General features: G+C 65.6%; 19 protein-coding genes. 10 read left to right on the plus strand and 9 right to left on the minus strand.

Going from position 1 to position 17,841, the window contains the following annotated elements; translation table 11 throughout:
* The first annotated feature begins 71 nt into the window (after nucleotides 1–71).
* Nucleotides 72–1,013 (plus strand): DMT family transporter, encoded by a 942-nt coding sequence (locus tag AXW83_RS09235; RefSeq protein ID WP_066612560.1) that lies wholly within the window; start codon nucleotides 72–74, stop codon nucleotides 1,011–1,013.
* Between the two features lie 6 nt (nucleotides 1,014–1,019).
* On the opposite strand, the gene gpt is transcribed toward AXW83_RS09235, so the two are convergent.
* The 4 genes from gpt to AXW83_RS09255 all read right to left on the minus strand — a co-directional run bounded on the left by gpt (nucleotide 1,020) and on the right by AXW83_RS09255 (nucleotide 3,926).
* Nucleotides 1,020–1,529: a xanthine phosphoribosyltransferase gene (gene gpt, locus AXW83_RS09240; RefSeq protein ID WP_066620189.1), complete on the minus strand. Its 510-nt coding sequence runs from the start codon at nucleotides 1,527–1,529 to the stop codon at nucleotides 1,020–1,022.
* Nucleotides 1,530–1,646: 117 nt separating this feature from the next.
* Nucleotides 1,647–2,435 (minus strand): competence/damage-inducible protein A, encoded by a 789-nt coding sequence (locus tag AXW83_RS09245; RefSeq protein ID WP_236841867.1) that lies wholly within the window; start codon nucleotides 2,433–2,435, stop codon nucleotides 1,647–1,649.
* Between the two features lie 93 nt (nucleotides 2,436–2,528).
* Nucleotides 2,529–3,383, minus strand: coding sequence for an FkbM family methyltransferase (locus AXW83_RS09250; protein ID WP_066612562.1), 855 nt, complete (start codon nucleotides 3,381–3,383; stop codon nucleotides 2,529–2,531).
* A 66-nt stretch (nucleotides 3,384–3,449) separates the two neighbouring features.
* Nucleotides 3,450–3,926, minus strand: a complete 477-nt coding sequence (locus AXW83_RS09255; protein ID WP_066620198.1) for a CinA family protein — start codon at nucleotides 3,924–3,926, stop codon at nucleotides 3,450–3,452.
* A gap of 108 nt (nucleotides 3,927–4,034) precedes the next feature.
* On the opposite strand from AXW83_RS09255, the gene map reads away from it, so the two are divergent.
* The 7 genes from map (at nucleotide 4,035) to AXW83_RS09290 (ending at nucleotide 12,123) form a co-directional block, all read left to right on the plus strand.
* Entirely contained in the window at nucleotides 4,035–4,859 is an 825-nt protein-coding gene (map, locus tag AXW83_RS09260; RefSeq protein ID WP_066612564.1) for a type I methionyl aminopeptidase, read from the plus strand.
* The gene (gene radC / locus AXW83_RS09265) at nucleotides 4,859–5,596 is read left to right on the plus strand and encodes a RadC family protein (RefSeq protein ID WP_066612566.1); all 738 of its coding nucleotides are present in this window, start codon (nucleotides 4,859–4,861) and stop codon (nucleotides 5,594–5,596) included. Before map ends, radC begins: the two co-directional genes overlap by 1 nt.
* Nucleotides 5,597–5,705: 109 nt before the next feature.
* A complete protein-coding gene (locus AXW83_RS09270; RefSeq protein WP_236841868.1) occupies nucleotides 5,706–7,121 on the plus strand; it encodes a circularly permuted type 2 ATP-grasp protein in 1,416 nt (471 codons plus the stop codon).
* Nucleotides 7,122–7,194: 73 nt separating this feature from the next.
* A complete protein-coding gene (locus AXW83_RS09275) occupies nucleotides 7,195–8,136 on the plus strand; it encodes an alpha-E domain-containing protein (protein WP_066620201.1) in 942 nt (313 codons plus the stop codon).
* 84 nt (nucleotides 8,137–8,220) lie between these two features.
* On the plus strand, nucleotides 8,221–9,048 hold the full coding sequence (locus AXW83_RS09280; protein WP_066612570.1) for a transglutaminase family protein: 828 nt from the start codon (nucleotides 8,221–8,223) through the stop codon (nucleotides 9,046–9,048).
* 37 nt (nucleotides 9,049–9,085) lie between these two features.
* Complete coding sequence (locus AXW83_RS09285; protein ID WP_066612572.1) at nucleotides 9,086–9,829, plus strand: proteasome-type protease; 744 nt, start codon at nucleotides 9,086–9,088, stop codon at nucleotides 9,827–9,829.
* Nucleotides 9,830–9,972: 143 nt separating this feature from the next.
* Nucleotides 9,973–12,123, plus strand: a complete 2,151-nt coding sequence (locus AXW83_RS09290) for a putative bifunctional diguanylate cyclase/phosphodiesterase (protein WP_168166077.1) — start codon at nucleotides 9,973–9,975, stop codon at nucleotides 12,121–12,123.
* A 9-nt stretch (nucleotides 12,124–12,132) separates the two neighbouring features.
* Here AXW83_RS09290 and AXW83_RS09295 read toward each other — a convergent pair whose 3' ends face one another.
* A complete protein-coding gene (locus AXW83_RS09295; RefSeq protein WP_066612575.1) occupies nucleotides 12,133–12,729 on the minus strand; it encodes an exopolysaccharide biosynthesis protein in 597 nt (198 codons plus the stop codon).
* 214 nt (nucleotides 12,730–12,943) lie between these two features.
* Here AXW83_RS09295 and AXW83_RS09300 point away from each other — a divergent pair, with 214 nt between their 5' ends.
* Nucleotides 12,944–13,897 (plus strand): phosphoribosylaminoimidazolesuccinocarboxamide synthase, encoded by a 954-nt coding sequence (locus AXW83_RS09300; protein ID WP_236841869.1) that lies wholly within the window; start codon nucleotides 12,944–12,946, stop codon nucleotides 13,895–13,897.
* Nucleotides 13,898–14,117: 220 nt separating this feature from the next.
* Here the strand turns inward: AXW83_RS09300 and AXW83_RS09305 are convergent, their stop codons facing one another.
* Nucleotides 14,118–14,387, minus strand: coding sequence for an usg protein (locus tag AXW83_RS09305; RefSeq protein WP_066612579.1), 270 nt, complete (start codon nucleotides 14,385–14,387; stop codon nucleotides 14,118–14,120).
* A gap of 160 nt (nucleotides 14,388–14,547) precedes the next feature.
* Between AXW83_RS09305 and bcsS the strand changes: the two genes are divergently transcribed.
* Complete coding sequence (gene bcsS / locus AXW83_RS09310) at nucleotides 14,548–15,282, plus strand: cellulose biosynthesis protein BcsS (protein ID WP_156639900.1); 735 nt, start codon at nucleotides 14,548–14,550, stop codon at nucleotides 15,280–15,282.
* 168 nt (nucleotides 15,283–15,450) lie between these two features.
* Here bcsS and AXW83_RS09315 read toward each other — a convergent pair whose 3' ends face one another.
* The 3 genes from AXW83_RS09315 to AXW83_RS09325 all read right to left on the minus strand — a co-directional run bounded on the left by AXW83_RS09315 (nucleotide 15,451) and on the right by AXW83_RS09325 (nucleotide 17,733).
* Nucleotides 15,451–16,410, minus strand: coding sequence for an amino acid ABC transporter substrate-binding protein (locus AXW83_RS09315; protein ID WP_066620211.1), 960 nt, complete (start codon nucleotides 16,408–16,410; stop codon nucleotides 15,451–15,453).
* Between the two features lie 135 nt (nucleotides 16,411–16,545).
* Nucleotides 16,546–17,178 carry a L,D-transpeptidase gene (locus AXW83_RS09320; RefSeq protein WP_066620215.1) on the minus strand — a complete coding sequence of 211 codons (633 nt, stop codon included), beginning with the start codon at nucleotides 17,176–17,178 and terminating at the stop codon, nucleotides 16,546–16,548.
* Between the two features lie 36 nt (nucleotides 17,179–17,214).
* Entirely contained in the window at nucleotides 17,215–17,733 is a 519-nt protein-coding gene (locus tag AXW83_RS09325) for a hypothetical protein (protein ID WP_236841870.1), read from the minus strand.
* Between the last annotated feature and the right edge of the window lie 108 nt (nucleotides 17,734–17,841).

The raw sequence follows: 17,841 nt of genomic DNA on the forward strand, positions 1-17,841 counted from the left end.
GGCCGGCCGCCGCCGCCTCCATAGCGAGGCAGCACCGCGCGATCCATCGGCGTTAGCCCCGAAAGCTCCTCGTGACCCAAGCCCCCTCCCCAGCTGCGGATGATGCATCGGCGGCTGCCGCAGCGCGCCGGCGGCTTCTGCTCGGCCTCGCCTGCGGGCTCGGCACGAGCCTGATCTGGGGCGTCCAGTCGGTGGTCTCGCGCCAATCCGTCGCCGACGGCATGACGGCGGCCGACGTCACCATCCTGCGCTTCGCAGTCGCCTCGCTGCTGTTGCTGCCGATCGCATTGCGCCGGATGCGGCCCTTCCCCGTCGGCCGGCTTGGCTGGCCGCGCGCCCTGATCCTGACAGGGCTGGTCGGGGCGCCCTATGGGCTGTTGCTGGTGGCGGGCTCGGCCTTCGCGCCAGCGCTCCATACCTCCACGATCGCGCCCGGCCTCATCCCCGTCTTCACCGCCATTCTCGCCTACGCGATGACGGGAGAGCGTGCGGGCCCGATGCGGCTGGCCGGGCTGGCGCTGGTGCTGGCCGGCATCGGCGCCTTCTCATGGCAGGCGCTGGGCCATGCGCCGGAGTATCCCGACGCCTGGATCGGCGATCTGTTCTTCGTCACCAATGCGCTGCTGTGGTCACTCTTCGGCCTGCTGGCGCGGCGCTGGGACGCGAACGCGATCGACGTCACCATCGTGACCTGCCTGCTCTCGCTGGCCGTGCTGCCCGTCTTCGCGTTGACCATGCCGATCAGGCTCGGCGAGGCCGCCTGGCAGGCCGTGGCGTTGCAAGCGGTCTACCAGGGCGCGCTGGTCGGGGTCGCCGCCCTGTTCCTCTACACCCAGAGCGTGATCCTGCTAGGCGCGGCGCGCGCGACCCTGTTCCTGCCGCTCAACCCGGCCATCACCGCGCTGGCCGGCGTAGTCCTGCTCGGCGAATATCCATCCGGAGCCGAGATCGCCGGAATGGTGCTGGTGATCGTCGGAATGACCGTCGCACTGCGCTCGCCGAGCGTGGCCTGAAGCCGCTCAGCCCTTTTGGTCCTTGGCGATCGGCTCGACGTAAGCCAGCCCCATGTCCCAGGGGAAATAGATCCAGGTATCCTGGCTGACCTCGGTGACGAAGGTGTCCACCGTCGGCACGCCGGCGGGCTTGGCGTAGACGGTCGCGAAATGGGCGTTCGGCAGCATCTCGCGCACGACGCGGGCGGTCTTGCCGGTGTCGGTCAGGTCGTCGACGACGAGCACGCCCTTGCCCCGGCCGTCGCCGATCGCCTTGATCGAAGGCGCGACGTCCTTCAGCACCTTGAGCTCGGACTGGTTCTTGTAGTCGTGATAGCTCGCGACGCAGACCGTCTCGATCAGCCTCAAGCCAAGCTCCCGGCAGATGATTGCTGCCGGCACGAGGCCGCCTCGCGTGATGCAGACGATCGCCTCGAACGGACCCTTCTCGGCCAGCCGCCAGGCGAGAGCGCGCGCATCGCGATGGAACTGATCCCAGGACACCGGGAAGGCCTTGCTGGAAGTCGGTTCGGCCATGGCGGGCGTCCTGCGCTCGATAGGGATGGGACGTCCGGCAAACCGCATCTCGCGCCCCTGCGCAAGATGCGGCGAGATCATGTCCCCATCTCTCCGCGCAGGCAGGGTAGCGACGTCTTAAAGCGCCAGCTTGGCACGCTCCGCGACGATCATGTCATTCACGGCCGCCATCGCCTCTGCGAGCTTCCCGGCATCGCGTGAGCGCACCACGATATTGGTGTCCGGGCCCGTCTCCGACCAGAACGGATAGGAGCCGATGGAGGTGTCGGGATGGGCCTTGGCGACGGCGGCGAGCGCGGTTCCGATATCGCCCTCCCGCAGCCCGGCGCGCACGGTATCCGACAAGACCTTGACGCCCGTCTTCAGCGTGGGCGCGACGACGTCGAGCATCGCCTGCATGATCGAGGGCACGCCCGCCATCACATAGACATTGCCGATGTTGAAGCCCGGTGCCTTCGAGACCGAGTTGGCGATCAGATCTGCGCCGGCCGGAATCCGTGCCATCCGCATCCGAGCCTCGTTGAGCTGGTCGGGCGGGAAACGTTCGGCCAGCATCGCCACCGCGCGCGGATCATGGTCGATGGTCACGCCGAAGGCGGCCGCAACCGAATCGGCCGTGATGTCGTCATGGGTCGGCCCGATGCCGCCGGTGGTGAAGACGTAGGTATAGCGCCCCCGCAGCGAGTTCAGCGCCGCCACGATTTCGTCGGTGAGGTCCGGTACGACCCTGACCTCGCGCAGTTCGATGCCGATATTGGTCAGGTATTCGGCGATGTAGCCGATATTCTTGTCCTTGGTCCGGCCCGAGAGGATCTCGTCGCCGATCACCAGGATGGCAGCGGTGACGAGCGTCGTCTCGGAAATAGCCTCGCGCTCGCTCATGACCGTCAGTCCCTTGTGCGGCATCCCGCGATCCTGGCGACACGCCGAATCCGATATCGATCGTAGAACTAAGGGGTTGCCGGCGCCGGCTCAAGTGCGGGCCAGCCTCCAGGCGGCTCAGCCTGCCGGCTTGCGCTCGAAGACAAGATTCAAGCGCGTCTGCGCAATCAGGCTGTAGCCGCAGGAAACCAGCAGGGCCACGAGATCCATCTGCCAGCGCTCGCGCGAATCCTCGATGACGATGAACCCCGGCCACAGGCTTTCGGGCGCATCGCGCAGGAAAGGTTCGAGGATCAGGTCCTCCGCCCCCTCGACATCGAGCTTGATCGCATCGAGACGGTCATAGCCCTCGCTCTCCATCAGCGCGAGCAGGGTCGTCGCCCTGACCCGGATCGTGCTGCCGGCGCTGGAGCGCAAGATACGGACGCTCGATTCGCCGCGATTGGCCGGGTCGAGGAACAGCGTCAGCTCGCCCGGCTTGTCGGCGAGCGCGCAGGCCATGGCTTTGATCGTCCCGAACGGGTTCTGCGCGATGTTGAAGGCCAAACGCGCGAACACCTCCGGCTGTGGTTCGACGGCGAGGATGCGCGCGCTCGGGCCGGCCTTGGCCGCGACGAACAGCGAATAGGCGCCGATATTCGCCCCGATATCGATGAAACGGAAACCCTCGCGCAGGCGGTCGGCCAGCAGATCGCGCTCCAGCGGATCGAAATATTGCGGCGTGAACAGCACCCGCTTCTCGCAGACATTGCCCTCGGGATAGAGCCGCATCCGCGCGCCCAGCGATTCGATGTCGACCGGTGCGCCATCGAGCGTACGCAAGCCAAGGCGGCGCAGCGCATAGGCGACCTTGCGGCCGAGGAAGCTGTCGGGCGCGGCGCGCGTCCAGCCGATCAGCCGGGCAAGCGCGCGGCGCGGGGCAAAGGCACCGAAAGGCAGATCTTCGGCGGGCGATTGGTCGATGATGGCCATGGGGGCGCGTGATACACCTCGCAACGGCCGCACGCCAGCACCATCGGAGCCGGCTCGCCGGCTCGCCTACAGCTTGTCCTTCAGAAGCCGCAGGGCAGCAGAGGCGAAGACACGCATGTTTTCCACCCGGTCGGAGGAACCCGTCTCGATGGTCAGGACTGCCTCGACCGGCCCCGACACCGCCAGGCAGCTATGACCCGCAGCATCGCCGTAACGGTTGCCGGACGGCCCGGCCGCTCCGGTTTCCGCCAGCCCCCAGGTCGCGCCGAAGCGCTCGCGCAGTCTGCGGGCGAGCAGTTGCGCATAGGGTTCGCTGGACGAGCGGATGCCGGCCATGTCCTCGACCGAAATACCCATCAGCCCCTCGCGCGCGCTCATCGTATAGACGACCGCACCGCTGACGAAGAAAGCCGAAGCGCCCGGCTGGGCCAGCAGCGCCGCCGCGATCAGGCCCCCGGCCGAGGATTCCGCAACCGCGACCGTCTCGCCGCGTGCGCGAAGGCGCTCTCCGACCTGACCCGCCAGCTCCAGCAAACCCTGCATCGCTTCCTCGCCGTTCGACACCTGTTGCGGCTGGCGCCTTGCACGATCCGCCAAACCCAATAGATATGACCGCAAGGACGGCGGGCGCCATCATATTCGGCTGAACACATGACATTCGACGAAACCCTCGGACGATCGCGCTCGCGTGATCCCGTCATCAAGCTGCATGGCCCCGAGGCCTTCGCGGCCATGCGCAAGGCCGGCCAGTTGACGGCTCGGGGGCTCGACATGCTGGGCGAGCACGTCAGGCCCGGCGTGACGACGCAGCGCCTCGACGATCTCGCCTTCCAGTTCGCCATGGACAACGGCGCCTATCCCGCGACCCTCTTCTACCGCGGCTACACCAAATCGATCTGCACCTCGATCAACCATGTCGTCTGCCACGGCATTCCCGACGACAAGCCGCTGCGCGAAGGCGACATCCTCAACATCGACTACACGCTCATCGTCGATGGCTGGCACGGCGATTCGAGCCGGATGTATGGCGTCGGCGACATCCCCCGCAAGGCGGAACGGCTGGTCGAGATCACCTATGAAAGCCTGCTGCGCGGCATCAAGGCGGTTCGCCCGGGCGGCACGACCGGCGATATCGGCTTTGCGATCCAGCGCTATGCCGAAGCCGAGCGCTGCTCGGTGGTGCGCGATTTTTGCGGCCACGGGCTCGGCCAGGTCTTCCATGACGCGCCCAACATCCTCCACTATGGCAGCCCCGGCGAAGGCCCGCAGCTGAAGCCGGGTATGCTTTTCACCATCGAACCGATGCTGAACGCTGGCAAGGCGGGGGTGAAGGTGCTCTCCGACGGCTGGACGGCCGTGACCCGCGACCGTTCGCTCTCGGCCCAGTTCGAGCACACGATCGGCGTCACCGATACCGGCTGCGAGATCTTCACGCTCTCGCCGGCCGGCCGCGACAATCCGCTCGCGGCCGGCTGATGCAGGGCGGCGGCAAGCGCGCGGGCGGCGTCGGATCGCCTCCAACCATTGCCGAAGACAGCCCCGCCCCGCATTATCACGGCCATCGCGACCGGCTGCGCGCCCGCTTCCATGAGACCGGCGGCGATGCCCTGCCCGATTACGAACTGCTGGAACTGCTGCTGTTCCGTTCGATTCCGCAGCGCGACGTCAAGCCTCTGGCCAAAGACCTGATCCAGCGCTTCGGCTCCTTCGCCGAGGTGCTCGGCGCGCCGATCTCCCGGCTGACCGAGATCAAGGGCATCGGCCCGGGCGTGGCGCTCGATCTCAAGATCGTCGAGGCATCGCTGCGGCGCATGGCCAAGGGCGCCATCGCGAAGCGGCCGGTGCTGTCGTCATGGTCGGCGGTGCTCGACTATTGCCGCATGGCGATGGCCTTCGCCGAGCGCGAGCAGTTCCGCATCCTCTTTCTCGACAAGAAGAACGCCGTCATCGCCGATGAGGTGCAGCAGACCGGCACGGTCGACCACACGCCGGTCTATCCGCGCGAGGTGATGCGCCGGGCGCTGGAACTCTCGGCCTCGGCGGTCATTCTGGTCCACAACCATCCCTCGGGCGATCCGACACCATCGGGCGCCGACGTGAGGATGACCCGCGAACTCATTGATATCGCGAAGCCCCTGGGCATTGCGATCCACGACCACGTTATCGTCGGACGCGACGGGCACGCCAGCTTCCGCGGCCTCGGATTGATCTAGGCTCGACCGCCCAAGAAAGAGGCACCTCAGCCAAAGGGCGCGGCAACAGCCCCCTTTCCGAACGCTCGCGAATAGGAATAGGCTGATCCAAATGGGGAAAACGCCTGCGATGGTCGCGTTCGATGAGATGCTGGGTAGCGGAAGCGAGCTGAGGCCGGCCTATGCCGAACTCGACCGCTGGCTGAAGGAGGCGCCGCCCGAGACGCTGGCGCTGCGCCGCAGCCAGGCGGAGCTGTTCTTCCGGCGCATCGGCATCACCTTCGCCGTCTATGGCGACGAGGAATCGACCGAACGGCTGATCCCTTTCGACATCATCCCCCGGGTGCTGACCAAGCCCGAATGGACCAAGCTGGAAAAGGGCCTGCGCCAGCGCGTCACCGCGCTCAACATGTTCCTGGCCGATGTCTACGGTCCGAAGGAATGCATCAAGGCCGGCATCATCCCGCCCGATCTGGTCTATCGCAACTCCTGCTATCAGCTCGAGATGGTCGATTTCCAGGTGCCGCACGGCATCTATTGCCATATCGCCGGCATCGACGTCGTCAGGGTCGACGCCGACACCTTCTACGTTCTGGAGGACAATGCCCGCACCCCGTCGGGCGTCTCCTACATGATGGAGAACCGCGAGGTGATGCTGCGGCTCTTTCCGGAGCTCTTCGCCACGCATCGCGTCGCTCCGGTCGACAACTATCCCGATCAGCTGCTCGCCACCCTGCGCTCGGTGGCGCCGCGCAGCGCGCCGTCCGATCCCTCGATCTGCCTGCTGACGCCGGGCCAGTTCAATTCGGCCTTCTACGAGCATTCGTTTCTGGCCGACAAGCTCGGCGTCGAGCTGGTCGAAGGGTCCGATCTGCTGGTCAAGGACGACGTGGTCTACATGCGGACCACCCAGGGGCCCAAGCGGGTCGACGTCATCTACCGCCGCATCGACGACGACTATATCGACCCGCTCGTCTTCCGCAGCGATTCGATCCTCGGCGTGCCGGGCATCATCGGCGCCTACAAGGCCGGCAACGTCACGCTGGCCAACGCAGTCGGCACCGGCGTCGCCGACGACAAGGCGGTCTATAGCTACATGCCCGAGATCGTGAAGTTCTTCACCGGCGAGGAGCCGATCCTGAAGAACGTGCCGACCTTCCGCTGCCGCGAGCCGGAGGCCAACGCCTATGTGCTCGACAACCTCGAAAAGCTGGTCGTCAAGGAGGTCAACGGCTCGGGCGGCTACGGAATGCTGGTCGGCCCCCACGCCAACAAGGCGCAGATCGAGGCCTTCCGCAGGAAGCTCAAGGCGAGCCCCGAGGGCTTCATAGCTCAGCCGACTCTGGCGCTCTCGACCTGCCCGACCTTCGTCGCCTCGGGCGTGGCCCCGCGCCATGTCGATCTGCGGCCCTACGTGCTGAGCGGGGCCAACGGCATCTCCTGCGTACCCGGCGGCCTGACCCGCGTCGCCCTGAAGGAAGGCTCCCTCGTGGTCAATTCGAGCCAGGGTGGCGGCACGAAGGATACATGGGTTCTCGATGCATGACATTGACCGCGATACCCACGCCGATCTTGCCTCCGACGCACCCCGCCTCGTCGCCATAAGGCCGGAGCTGACCATGCTTTCGCGTACCGCCGACTGTCTCTACTGGGTCTCCCGCTATGTGGAGCGGGCCGAGTATCTCGCCCGCATTCTCGACGCGACGACGCGCCTGACCAACCTGCCCCATGCCTATGGCGGCGCCGGCACCGAATGGCAGAGCGCGGTCTCGACCGCCGGCTGCGAGGACACCTTCGCCAAGGCCTATGGCGAGGCCAACGAGCGCAATGTCTGCGATTTCCTGACGTTCAACCCCGACAACCCCTCGTCGATCCGTAATTGCCTGGCCCTCGCCCGCTCCAATGCGCGCTCGGTCCGCACGGCGCTGACCTCGGAGATGTGGGACGCACTCAACGGCGCCTGGCTCGAACTGCAGCGTTTCGAGAAGAAGCGCATGGACCGCGAGGAGTTCGCGCGTTTCCTAGAATGGGTGAAGAACGTCTCGCTGGTTTTCGACGGCTCGGCCTACCGGACCATGCTGCGCGACGACGGCTACTGGTTCTCCAGGCTCGGCGTCTATGTCGAGCGTGCCGACAACACGGCCCGCATCCTCGACGTCAAATACCATGTCCTGCTGCCCGCCAACGAGCAGATCGGCGGCTCGCTCGACTACTTCCAGTGGACGACAGTCCTGCGCGAGGTTTCGGCGCTGACGGCTTATCACTGGGTGTATCGCGAAGCGGTGAAACCGCTGCTGATCGCCGATCTTCTGATCCTCAACCGGCGTATGCCGCGCTCGCTGGCGAGCTGCTACGAGAACATCTCGCGCTATCTCGATTATCTCGGCGACGCCTATGGACGGCAGGGTCCCTCGCAGCGCCAGGCGCGCAAGACGCTCGCAAACCTCAGCAACACCCGCATCGACGACATCTTCCAGCACGGCCTGCACGAGTTCATCTCCGACTTCATCACCGAGAACAATCGGCTCGGCGGCACGATCATCGAGCAATATCTGCAATGAGGGTGCGCTGCGGGCTCGCTTCCGCCGGTCGTGGCGGCTAAGAGAAACGAAAGTCGTTGCCCTCAGTCCAAGCCTGCGATCGCCATGCGGATCCGGATTTCCCACTCGATCAACTATGCCTATGCCGAGCCGGCCCGGCATATCACGCAGATCCTGCGGCTGACGCCGCTCGACCATGACGGCCAGCACGTCATGGGGTGGCGCATCGAACCGACGGTCGACGGTCGCCTGCGCGCCGGCCAGGACGCTTACGGCAATGTCGTCCACACCTTCTCGGCCGAAGGCCCGATCTCCAGCCTGGCGATCGAGGTCGGCGGCCTGATCGAGACCACGGACCTCGCCGGCGTCGTCCGCGGCGGTATCGAGCGCGTGCCGCCCGAGGTGTTCCACCGCGACACGCTGCTGACGACGCATGACGAGGCCCTGCGCGAGTTCGCCCACTCCATAACGAAAGACGCCGGGAGCCCGCTGGCGCGCATGCATGTGTTGATGGACACACTGCACGAAGAGATGACCTGCCTGGAGGCCGGACCTCGTATCGGCATCGGCGCGGCTGCAGCCTTCGCCGCGCGCGAGGGCATCGCCCAGGATCTGGCCCATGTCTTCATGACCTGCGCCCGCCAGCTCGGCGTCCCCGCCCGTTACGTCTCGGGCTATGTCGCGCAATCGGACGAGTTGCCCATCGCCAACGGCGCCCATGCCTGGGCGGAGGTCTATCTCGACGATTACGGCTGGATCGGCTTCGACTGCGCCAACGGCCTTTGCCCGATCGACACCCATGTCCGGATCGCGGCCGGGCTCGACTTTGCCGATGCGGCGCCCGTGCGCGGCGCGCGCAAGGGCGGCAACGGCGAGAACCTCTCGGTGCGCGTCAGCGCGCGCGAGGCCGGCGACCGGCAGGCCAATCAATGACGCCCCGCGCAGGCTCGACCACATAAAGGACCGCAAGGTGACCTATTGCGCCGGAATTCTCGTGCAGGACGGGCTTGTGATGATCGCCGACACCCGCACCAATGCCGGGCTCGACGACGTCTCGACCTTCCGCAAGCTTCACGTCTTTTCCTGGCCGGGAGAGCGGACCTTCGCTCTGTCGACGGCAGGAAATCTTTCGGTGACCCAGTCGGTCGTCAGCCTTCTGCACGAGGGCCTTCTCAATGCCGAAACAGGCGAGACCGAGACCTTGGTCGGCGTCGGCTCGATGTTCCGCGCCGCGCAGCTCGTCGGACGCGCGATCCGCTCGGTGCGCGACTCCGACGGTCCGGCCCTGCGCGAGGCCGGGGTCAAATTCGACGTCTCGATGCTGTTCGGCGGTCAGATCAAGGGCCAGCCGATGCGGCTCTTCATGATCTACGGCGCCGGAAACTTCATCGAATGCGGTCAGGACGCTCCATTCCTCCAGATCGGCGAGCATAAATACGGCAAGCCGATCCTCGACCGCGCCGTTACCTTTAAGACCCATCTCTACGACGCTCTCAAGGTCGGCCTGATCTCGATGGACTCGACCATGCGCTCCAATCTCGGCGTCGGCCTGCCGATCGACTTCCTGGTCATGCGTCGGGACGCCGACGAGCCGGAGCTGAATCGGCGCATCGAGGCCGGCGAACCCTATTTCCACGACCTGCGAGAGCGCTGGTCGGCCGCTCTGCGTGCCGCGCATACCGCTATCCCGCGCCCGCCCTATGGACCGACCTGAGGTTGAATTCATCGATTAATGCGGTGCTGTGGAAACGGGATGTCAACGAACCCGCGCCAAGGATGGCTGGACCGATACCCACGGGATAGCCGATGCACCCGCCGTCAGGCGCGAAGACGACCAATGCGGAGTCCTCCGCCCGGATGCTCCGCAGCACCGTGGCGACGCTGGCCTGCGCATTTGTGCTGGTCATAGCGGCAGCGAGCGCAGTCGTTCTGGCGATCACCAGGGACGCCAATAGTCTCGAAGCGGCTCGCCAGCACGAGCGGATCGAGGCGGCCTTCGACAGCCAGACCAGATTGCGCCGGCTAAGGCTGGAAAGCCTGGCCGCAACCGGCGAGTTGCAGGCCGCGCTGGCTTCCCCCGAGCCGCTTGCCGCACTGCAAGCCGCCTTCCTGCGACTGAGCAGCCGTTTTCTCGAGTTCGACGGCGCCTATCTCGTCACCGGACACGGTCTAGTCCTCGCCGGTGTCGAATCCGGAGCCAAAGCCGGTCAGACCGGTTATAATGGACTCCGGCATTTCACCCGCCGGCTCCCCGGCGGATCCCAAGCAGCGCCGCAAGGGTCTCCCTCGACATTCTCGATGATGGTCAGGGATTCTCACGAATCGATCGTCATTCTGGTCTCCGACCTGATCGTGTCACCCGCCCCCATCCTCGCCGCGAGTGCCGGCGGGCTCAAGGTCGTCGGCTATCGGCGGATAACGGCGACGATGCTTGAGGACCTCGCCGAGCGCTATCGGGTCGCCGATATCCGCCTGACCGCAAGCAAGCCGGCAGATCCCCTCACGCGGCGCGACGTGCTGGCGCCCGACGGCAGCGTCGAGACCTGGCTGACCTGGACCCCGGAACGGCCGGGCGATGCGCTTTTGCAGAAATTCCTCTGGGGGCTGGTGGCCGTCGCCATGCTCTTCACCGGCATTTTTGCCTTCGTCGTCCACCGCCTGCGTGGCGCCGCCACTGAAGTTGCCTTGCGCGAGATCCAGATCCAGCGCCTGGCCGGACAGGATGAGCTTTCTCTGTTACCCAACCGGCGCACCTTCGACCGGCAGCTCGATCGGGAACTGGCCCAGATCACACGCGGCGGCCCGGGCCTCGCCGTCCTCCTGATCGACCTCGATCGCTTCAAGGCCGTCAACGACACCTATGGCCATACCGCGGGCGACGAGCTGATCCGTCAGGTCGCCGAGCGGCTCTCGGATATGATGCGGCTGGGCGACACCGTCGCCCGGCTGGGCGGGGACGAGTTCGGCATCATCCAGACTCTCGTCGCTGAACCGGCCGCCGCGACGGCACTGGGCGAGCGGATCCTCGAGAGCCTGACGCGACCTTTCATCATCTTCGGTGTCGAGACGACCATCGGCTGTTCGATCGGCATCGCGCTTGCTCCGCAGGATGGAGCCAGGCGCGAAACGCTGATCCGCCTCGCAGACACCGCGCTCTATCAATCGAAGAACGAAGGCCGGAACCGCTATTCCTTCTTCGAGCCGGGCATGAACCGCGCGCTCCAGCTCAAGCGCATGGTCGAGGAGGATCTGCGCCGGGCAATCGCGAATGACGAGCTCGTGCTGCATTATCAGCCGCAGGTCTCCATAGACGGCTCGACCATCGTCGGCGTCGAGGCCCTGGTGCGCTGGCCGCACCCCGTCCATGGCATGGTCCCGCCGGCCGAATTCATCAGCATTGCCGAGGAGCGCGGCCTGATCGTGCCGCTGAGCGAGTGGGTACTGCGCAAGGCCTGCATCGAGGCCAGTCGCTGGGAGGGCATTCGCCTCGCCGTCAACGTTTCGCCGATACAGTTCCGCCACAAGGATTTCGTCGCCAGCGTCATCCGCATCATCGCGGAGACCGGGTTCGAGCCGACCCGGCTCGAACTCGAACTGACCGAGGGCGTCGTCGTCGAGGATGCCGACGCGGCCGAGAACGCCATGATGGAATTGCGCGCCCACGGTGTCGGGCTGGCGCTCGACGATTTCGGCACCGGTTATTCCAGCCTGATCTATCTGCGCCGGTTTGCCTTCGACAAGATCAAGATCGACCGGTCTTTCCTCGAATACATGGAGACGACGGGCGAATCGGCGATTTTGGTCCACTCGATCGCGCATCTCGGCCGGGCGCTCGGCCTGAGGGTCTGCGCCGAAGGCGTCGAGACCGCCGAGCAGCATCGCTTCCTGCAGGCGATCGGCTGTCACGAGCTGCAGGGCTTCCTCTTCTCGAAAGGCGTACCGGCCGACGAGATCGACCGGATGCTGTCGCTCGAGGCACCCTTCGCCGCGGTCCTTGCCGCCGCCTGAACGACGCCGTCAGAACAGGCCGGCGATTCCGCTGACGATCGCGTATGCGAAACCGGCACTGAGCAGAAGCCCGAGCGCACCCATCGCCGCGCCTGCGAGGATGAACAGGCCGTCGCGTTCGACCAGCCCGAGTCCGACAAGGCAGACGGCGAGGCCCAACGGGATCTGGCCGATGAACGGTGCCGCAACGACGAGGCCGAGCGCGAGGACCAGGATCAGCAGGCCCAGGATCGGGATTGCGACGACGCCGCCGAGCATCGTCAGGCGTGGCCGCGAGAACCGCTCCAGCCAGATCAGCGGCGGCAGCGCCCGCCCCACGGCGCGCGCCAGTTCGGGTTTGCCGATAGTCCGCCTCAGCAGCCTTTGCGGCAGCCAGGGCAGCGCCCGCCCGATCAGCATCTGTGCGCCGACGAAGCCGAGCACCAGCCCACAGACCAGGGGAATCGGCGGCGGCATCGGCAGGCAGTTCGGCAGCCCGAGCAGGACCACCAGCAGTGCGTAGGTCCTGTCCTGCAGTGCCGCGACGATCGTCGACACGGCGATGCGCTCTCCGGGCAGGGCGGCGAGTGCCGCGAAAAGTCCAGACGTGCGCAACGAAGGTGACAAGCGATAAAGGCCGGATCGGAACGGGAGCAGCGGCGTAACATGCACGGGGCCCGCGCAACAAGCGCAAGCGGCGACGGTCTGTGCCGCGTTTGGCGATGCGCGCCGGCTGCACCGACCGACGGCTTTCCGCCCTGCCCCGCCGATCCGGCTTGACCTCGCCGCCGCGCGCTACTTTAAGCGACTTCGCCGCAGCTCCAGCGAAAGACGAAAGCCCGTGAGTCTGTCCCGCATTCTGTCAGATGCCTTCATTCCCGAACTGCCGAACCGCTACAACGGCAAGGTTCGCGAGAATTACGACCTGCCCGACGGAAGCCGCATCATCATCGCGACCGACCGGTTGAGCGCCTTCGACCTGATCCTGACCGCGATCCCGTTCAAGGGCGAGGTTCTGACCCAGACCGCGCGCTACTGGTTCGAGGAGACGGCCGACATCTGCCCGAACCACGTCCTTGCCTATCCCGATCCCAATGTCGTGATCGGCAAAAGGCTCGACATCCTCCCCGTCGAAATCGTCGTCCGGGGATATCTCGCCGGCACGACCAGCACCTCGATCCTGACGAAGTATCGCAAGGGCGAACGAGAGATGTATGGGATGCGGCTGCCCGACGGCATGCGCGACAACGAAAAGCTGCCCCAGGCCATCATCACCCCGACCAGCAAGGCCTTCGACGGCGGCCATGACGAGCCGCTGTCGGGCGAGGCCATCCTGTCGCAGGGATTGCTGAGCGAAGAGCAATGGGAGACGGTGTCGCGCTATGCCCTGGTGCTCTTCGCCCGCGGCCAGGCTCGGGCCGCCGAACGCGGGCTGATCCTCGTCGATACGAAATACGAATTCGGCACAGACAAGGACGGCACGACCATCCTCGCAGACGAGATCCATACGCCCGACAGCAGCCGCTACTGGAATGCCGACGGCTACGAGGCGAGCTTCGCCGCCGGAACGCGCCCAGCCAGCCTCGACAAGGATTTCGTCCGCGCCTGGGTCGCGGCCCGCTGCGACCCCTACAAGGATCCGATCCCGGCCATTCCCGACGAACTCGTCGACCAGACGTCGAAGGTCTATATCGAGGCCTATGAGACGATCACGGGACGCTCTTTCGCACCGGACCTCTCGGGCGCGACCGTCCTCGACCGCATCAGGACGAACCTGAGGCCCTATTTCAGCTGAGGCGCCCGCCGCATAATTGCCGCCGAACCACCGCCGTCATTCCGGGGCGCCGCAAAGCGGCGAGCCCGGAACCCATAAACTCAGGTGGTATCGAAAGAAGAAATTGCGCCTGATCGCGTCGTTCGGCACTGGCAAGGCTTATGGGTTCCGGGCTCTTCGCTGCGCGAAGCCCCGGAATGACAGCGGTGCTGACGACTGAACGTCAAACGCTGCCGCGGCCTCAGTGCAGCGTCAGCACGCCGTTGACGTTGACGATTTCTGCCGGGCGGATCAGCCGTGAATGCGCGACGGTGACCGAATGCAGCGGTCCTTCGAGCTCGCGTTTCCAGAAATCCAGGAAATCGTGCAGCACGGGGAAGCGCGGGGCGAGATCATATTGCTGCCAGATATAGGTCTGCAGCAGTTTTGGATGATCGGGCAGACGATACAGGATCGTCGCCGTCGTCAGCCCGTAGCCCTTCAATTGCCGGATGAAATCCACAGACGCCATCGCCACTCCCCTTCGTTGCACACGATGAAAGCTTAGCCGGTTCAGCCAAGGCTGCGCCCGACTGGTTAACAAAGACTTGCAAGGCTCCTGCCAACCTGCTGCAATCGGGACGTGCATCCGGCTCCGCTTGCTGAGTGCACGCGTAACGACGGGAGTATGCGTGGCGTATGGTTGCGCGAGCCATGTGACGCTTGGTCTCGCGCTTGTCGCGGGACTCTTGCCGTCCGCGCGCGCCGTTGCCGAAGACGAGATGGGCGAGCGTCCCGCAATCTCGGCCGTGTTCTTCGGCTCGCTCGAAGCCGGACCGGCCAAGACCTTCGCCTCGGTGGGTGTGAAGCGCGCCTTGCGCGGCGGCCTGGACGAGAGCGGCTTTCGGGCCCTGCTGGCAGCTGGGCTATCGAAGGAAGAGACCAATCGCAGCCGGCCGCACGGCGTCACCTACAAGACCGGCTCTCAGGTGATGCTGGGCTATGAATGGCGGATCAGGGACACCTTTGTCGCATTATATGGCGGGTCCGACATCGAGAGCGAGCAGAGCGGCTGCGGCTGCAGCATGACCACGCGCACCCGCATGGGCTGGCGACTTCAAACCGATCTCTGGTCGAGGCCCACACCCGACATCGTGCTCCATGCCGGCGCCTATGCCTCGACGCTCGATGGTCGGCTCTGGGCAAGGCTGGCGCCCGGATGGGCCCTGCCGCAGATTCGCGAACTCTTCGTCGGACCCGAGGTCGAGCTTTACCGAGAAAGCGACTACAGCAAGCTTCGCCTCGGCCTGCATCTGACCGGGCTGCGGCTGCTCGGGTTGACGTGGCGGCTCTCGGGTGGCGTCCAGAACACCAGCGACCGCCCTGCCGAGGCCTATGCAACGCTTGGTCTGCACTGGCGGCGCTGACCGTCAGGCGGAAGCGAAACATGATGCCAAGTCGACCAGCATAAAGGCTGATCCACCGTCATTGCGAGTGCAGCGAAGCAATCCAGGGGGACGTGAAGCGCCAAGGTTCTGGATTGCTTCGTCGCTGCGCTCCTCGCAATGACGTCGAGGAGCGTGGCCTCGTCCCGATCAACGCAGCGGCGGCGCGTAGAGGACGCCGCCCATGCTCCAGAGCTGGTTCAGGCCGCGCGGAATGCCGAGGCGGGAGTTCACGCCGAGATTGCGCTCGTAGATCTCGGAATAGTTGCCCGATGCGCGCACCGCCCGCAGCGCCCAGCCGTCGTCGAGCCCCAGCATCTTGCCGAGCCCGCCCTCCGCTCCGACGAAGCGGCGGACGTCGGGCTTGGTCGAGGCCGTGGCATCTGCGAGGTTCTTCGAGGTGATGCCAAGCTCCTCGCCGTTGACCAGCGCAAAGTTCACCCATTTCACGATGTTGAACCAAGGAAAATCGTCGGCGCGCGTCACCGGCCCGAGCGGCTCCTTCGAAATCACGTCGGGCAGGATGACCGTATCGCCCGGCTTGCTCAGCTTCAGTCGCTCGGCATAGAGCGCCGACTGGTCGCGGGTCAGGACGTTGCAGTCGCCGGCCTGGAAAGCGGCGAGCGCATCCGAACTCTTCTGATGAGCCCGCTCCTCGTATTTCATCGCATTGGCGCGGAAGAAATCGGCGAGATTGGCCTGCGTCGTCGTGCCGGCCTCGACGCAGACCTTGGCCTCGTTGAGCTCCAGCGCCGAGGTCACGTTCAGGCTGCGCATCACCAGAAAGCCCTGGCCGTCATGATAGGTCACGCCGGCGAAGGCGAGGCCCAGGCCCGCCTCGCGCTCCAGTGTCCAGGTCGAATTGCGCGAGAGCAGGTCGACGGTCCCGGCGCGCAGGGCGTTGAAGCGTTCGCTCGCCGTCAGTGGCACGAAAGCGACCTTGGCGGGATCGTCGAAGATCGCGCCCGCAACCGCGCGGCAGAAATCCACGTCGAAGCCCGACCATTTGCCCTGCGCGTCCTTCTCGGAGAAACCGAACAGCCCCTCGCTGACGCCGCATTGCAAGGTGCCGCGCTGCTTGACCGTATCCAGCGTGCCCGCCGCGGCCATGGGCGCAAAGGCGCATAGTGCCGCTGCCGCAAGGCCGACGAAGGCATGGCTCAACCGGGTTCCGACCTTGTTTCGCACGTTCGTCTCGCTCCGGATTCTGTGATGTCGCTGGGGCTGGATGAAGCGAGGCGTGGTCTAAAGCGTCGCACCGTGGCGGATGACGACCTTGGTGTTCAGCGGCACGCGGTCGTAGAGGTCGATCACGTCGCCATTGGCGAGGCGGAAGCATCCCGAGGAGATTGCCTCCCCGATCGTCTCCGGCTGGTTGGTGCCGTGGATGCGGAACACCGTGGAACCGAGATACATCGCCCTCGCGCCCATCGGATTGCCGGGGCCGCCGGCCATGAAGCGCGGCAGATAGGGCTGGCGCGCCAGCATCTCCGGCGGCGGGCGCCAGTCGGGCCATTCCGACTTGCGGCTGACCTTGACCAGTCCGGACCACTGGAAACCCTCACGCCCGACGCCGATGCCGTAGCGCATCGCGCGGTTATTGGGCTGAACGAGGTAGACGAAGCGCTCGGATGTGTGGATGACGAGCGTGCCCGGCGCCTCGTTCGAGCGGAAGAACACGACCTGCCGTGCGAATGGGCCTTCGCTGACGACCGCCTCCTCGCTCGAGACGCGACCCGGCTCGTCGCCGATATCCATCGTCTCCTGCGGTGCAGGCCTGGCGCCTTGAGCGCTCGCCGGCCCGATGGCGACGGACGCAACTCCGATGGCAGCTAGCAAGGCAAGCCGCGCTGCCCGATATCCAGTCTTCAGTCTCATCATGCACTCCAAACCGAAGCCGATCATGGTGTCCGCTCAGCGACCGCAGCGGACATAGACGAATGTGCCGTAACGCTTGTGGACGTCGGGATCGACGAACCGCATCACCAGCATCGTATCGCTCGCCGAGAGGATTTCGCGATCCTGCGGATCGCCCGCCGGCGCTTCAAAGCCGAGATAGGTCTTGCCGCCCGCCCCGCCCTTGAGCTTCAGCTCGTAGATTTTCGGGTCGTCGGCGGCGTGCATCATGACGCCGTCGCTCGGTCCCCGGGCGATGACATAGGGCTGGCTGCACTGAGCCCGCGCCTCGGCTTCGGTGCGCTTGCGGTCCTTGGCATTGTGAAAGGAGGCCGAGCCCCAGTTCCCGACGAGCCGATCGCGCGGGAAGGCACCCGGCGCGGAAGGGCTCGTGACGATCGATGCCTCCTGCACCGGCGTCGATGCACAGCCGCTGATGAACAGCGCGGCTAGCAGAGCCAGAGCCGGGCCTGGTCCGGCCTGCCGATAGAACCGCCCGATCTCGGAGGTTTTCCCGACAACTGTCAGTTCTGACATGGCAATACGTAGCCCCCTCGCGTCCCGACGTCTCCGAAATGCTAGATCAGAACCAGCAGCTTCAAAAGGGGGAAAACCCAATTCCCGACAATCGCGAAACGCCCTGGT

The sequence above is a fragment of the Bosea sp. PAMC 26642 genome, from assembly GCF_001562255.1.
Lineage (GTDB): Bacteria > Pseudomonadota > Alphaproteobacteria > Rhizobiales > Beijerinckiaceae > Allobosea.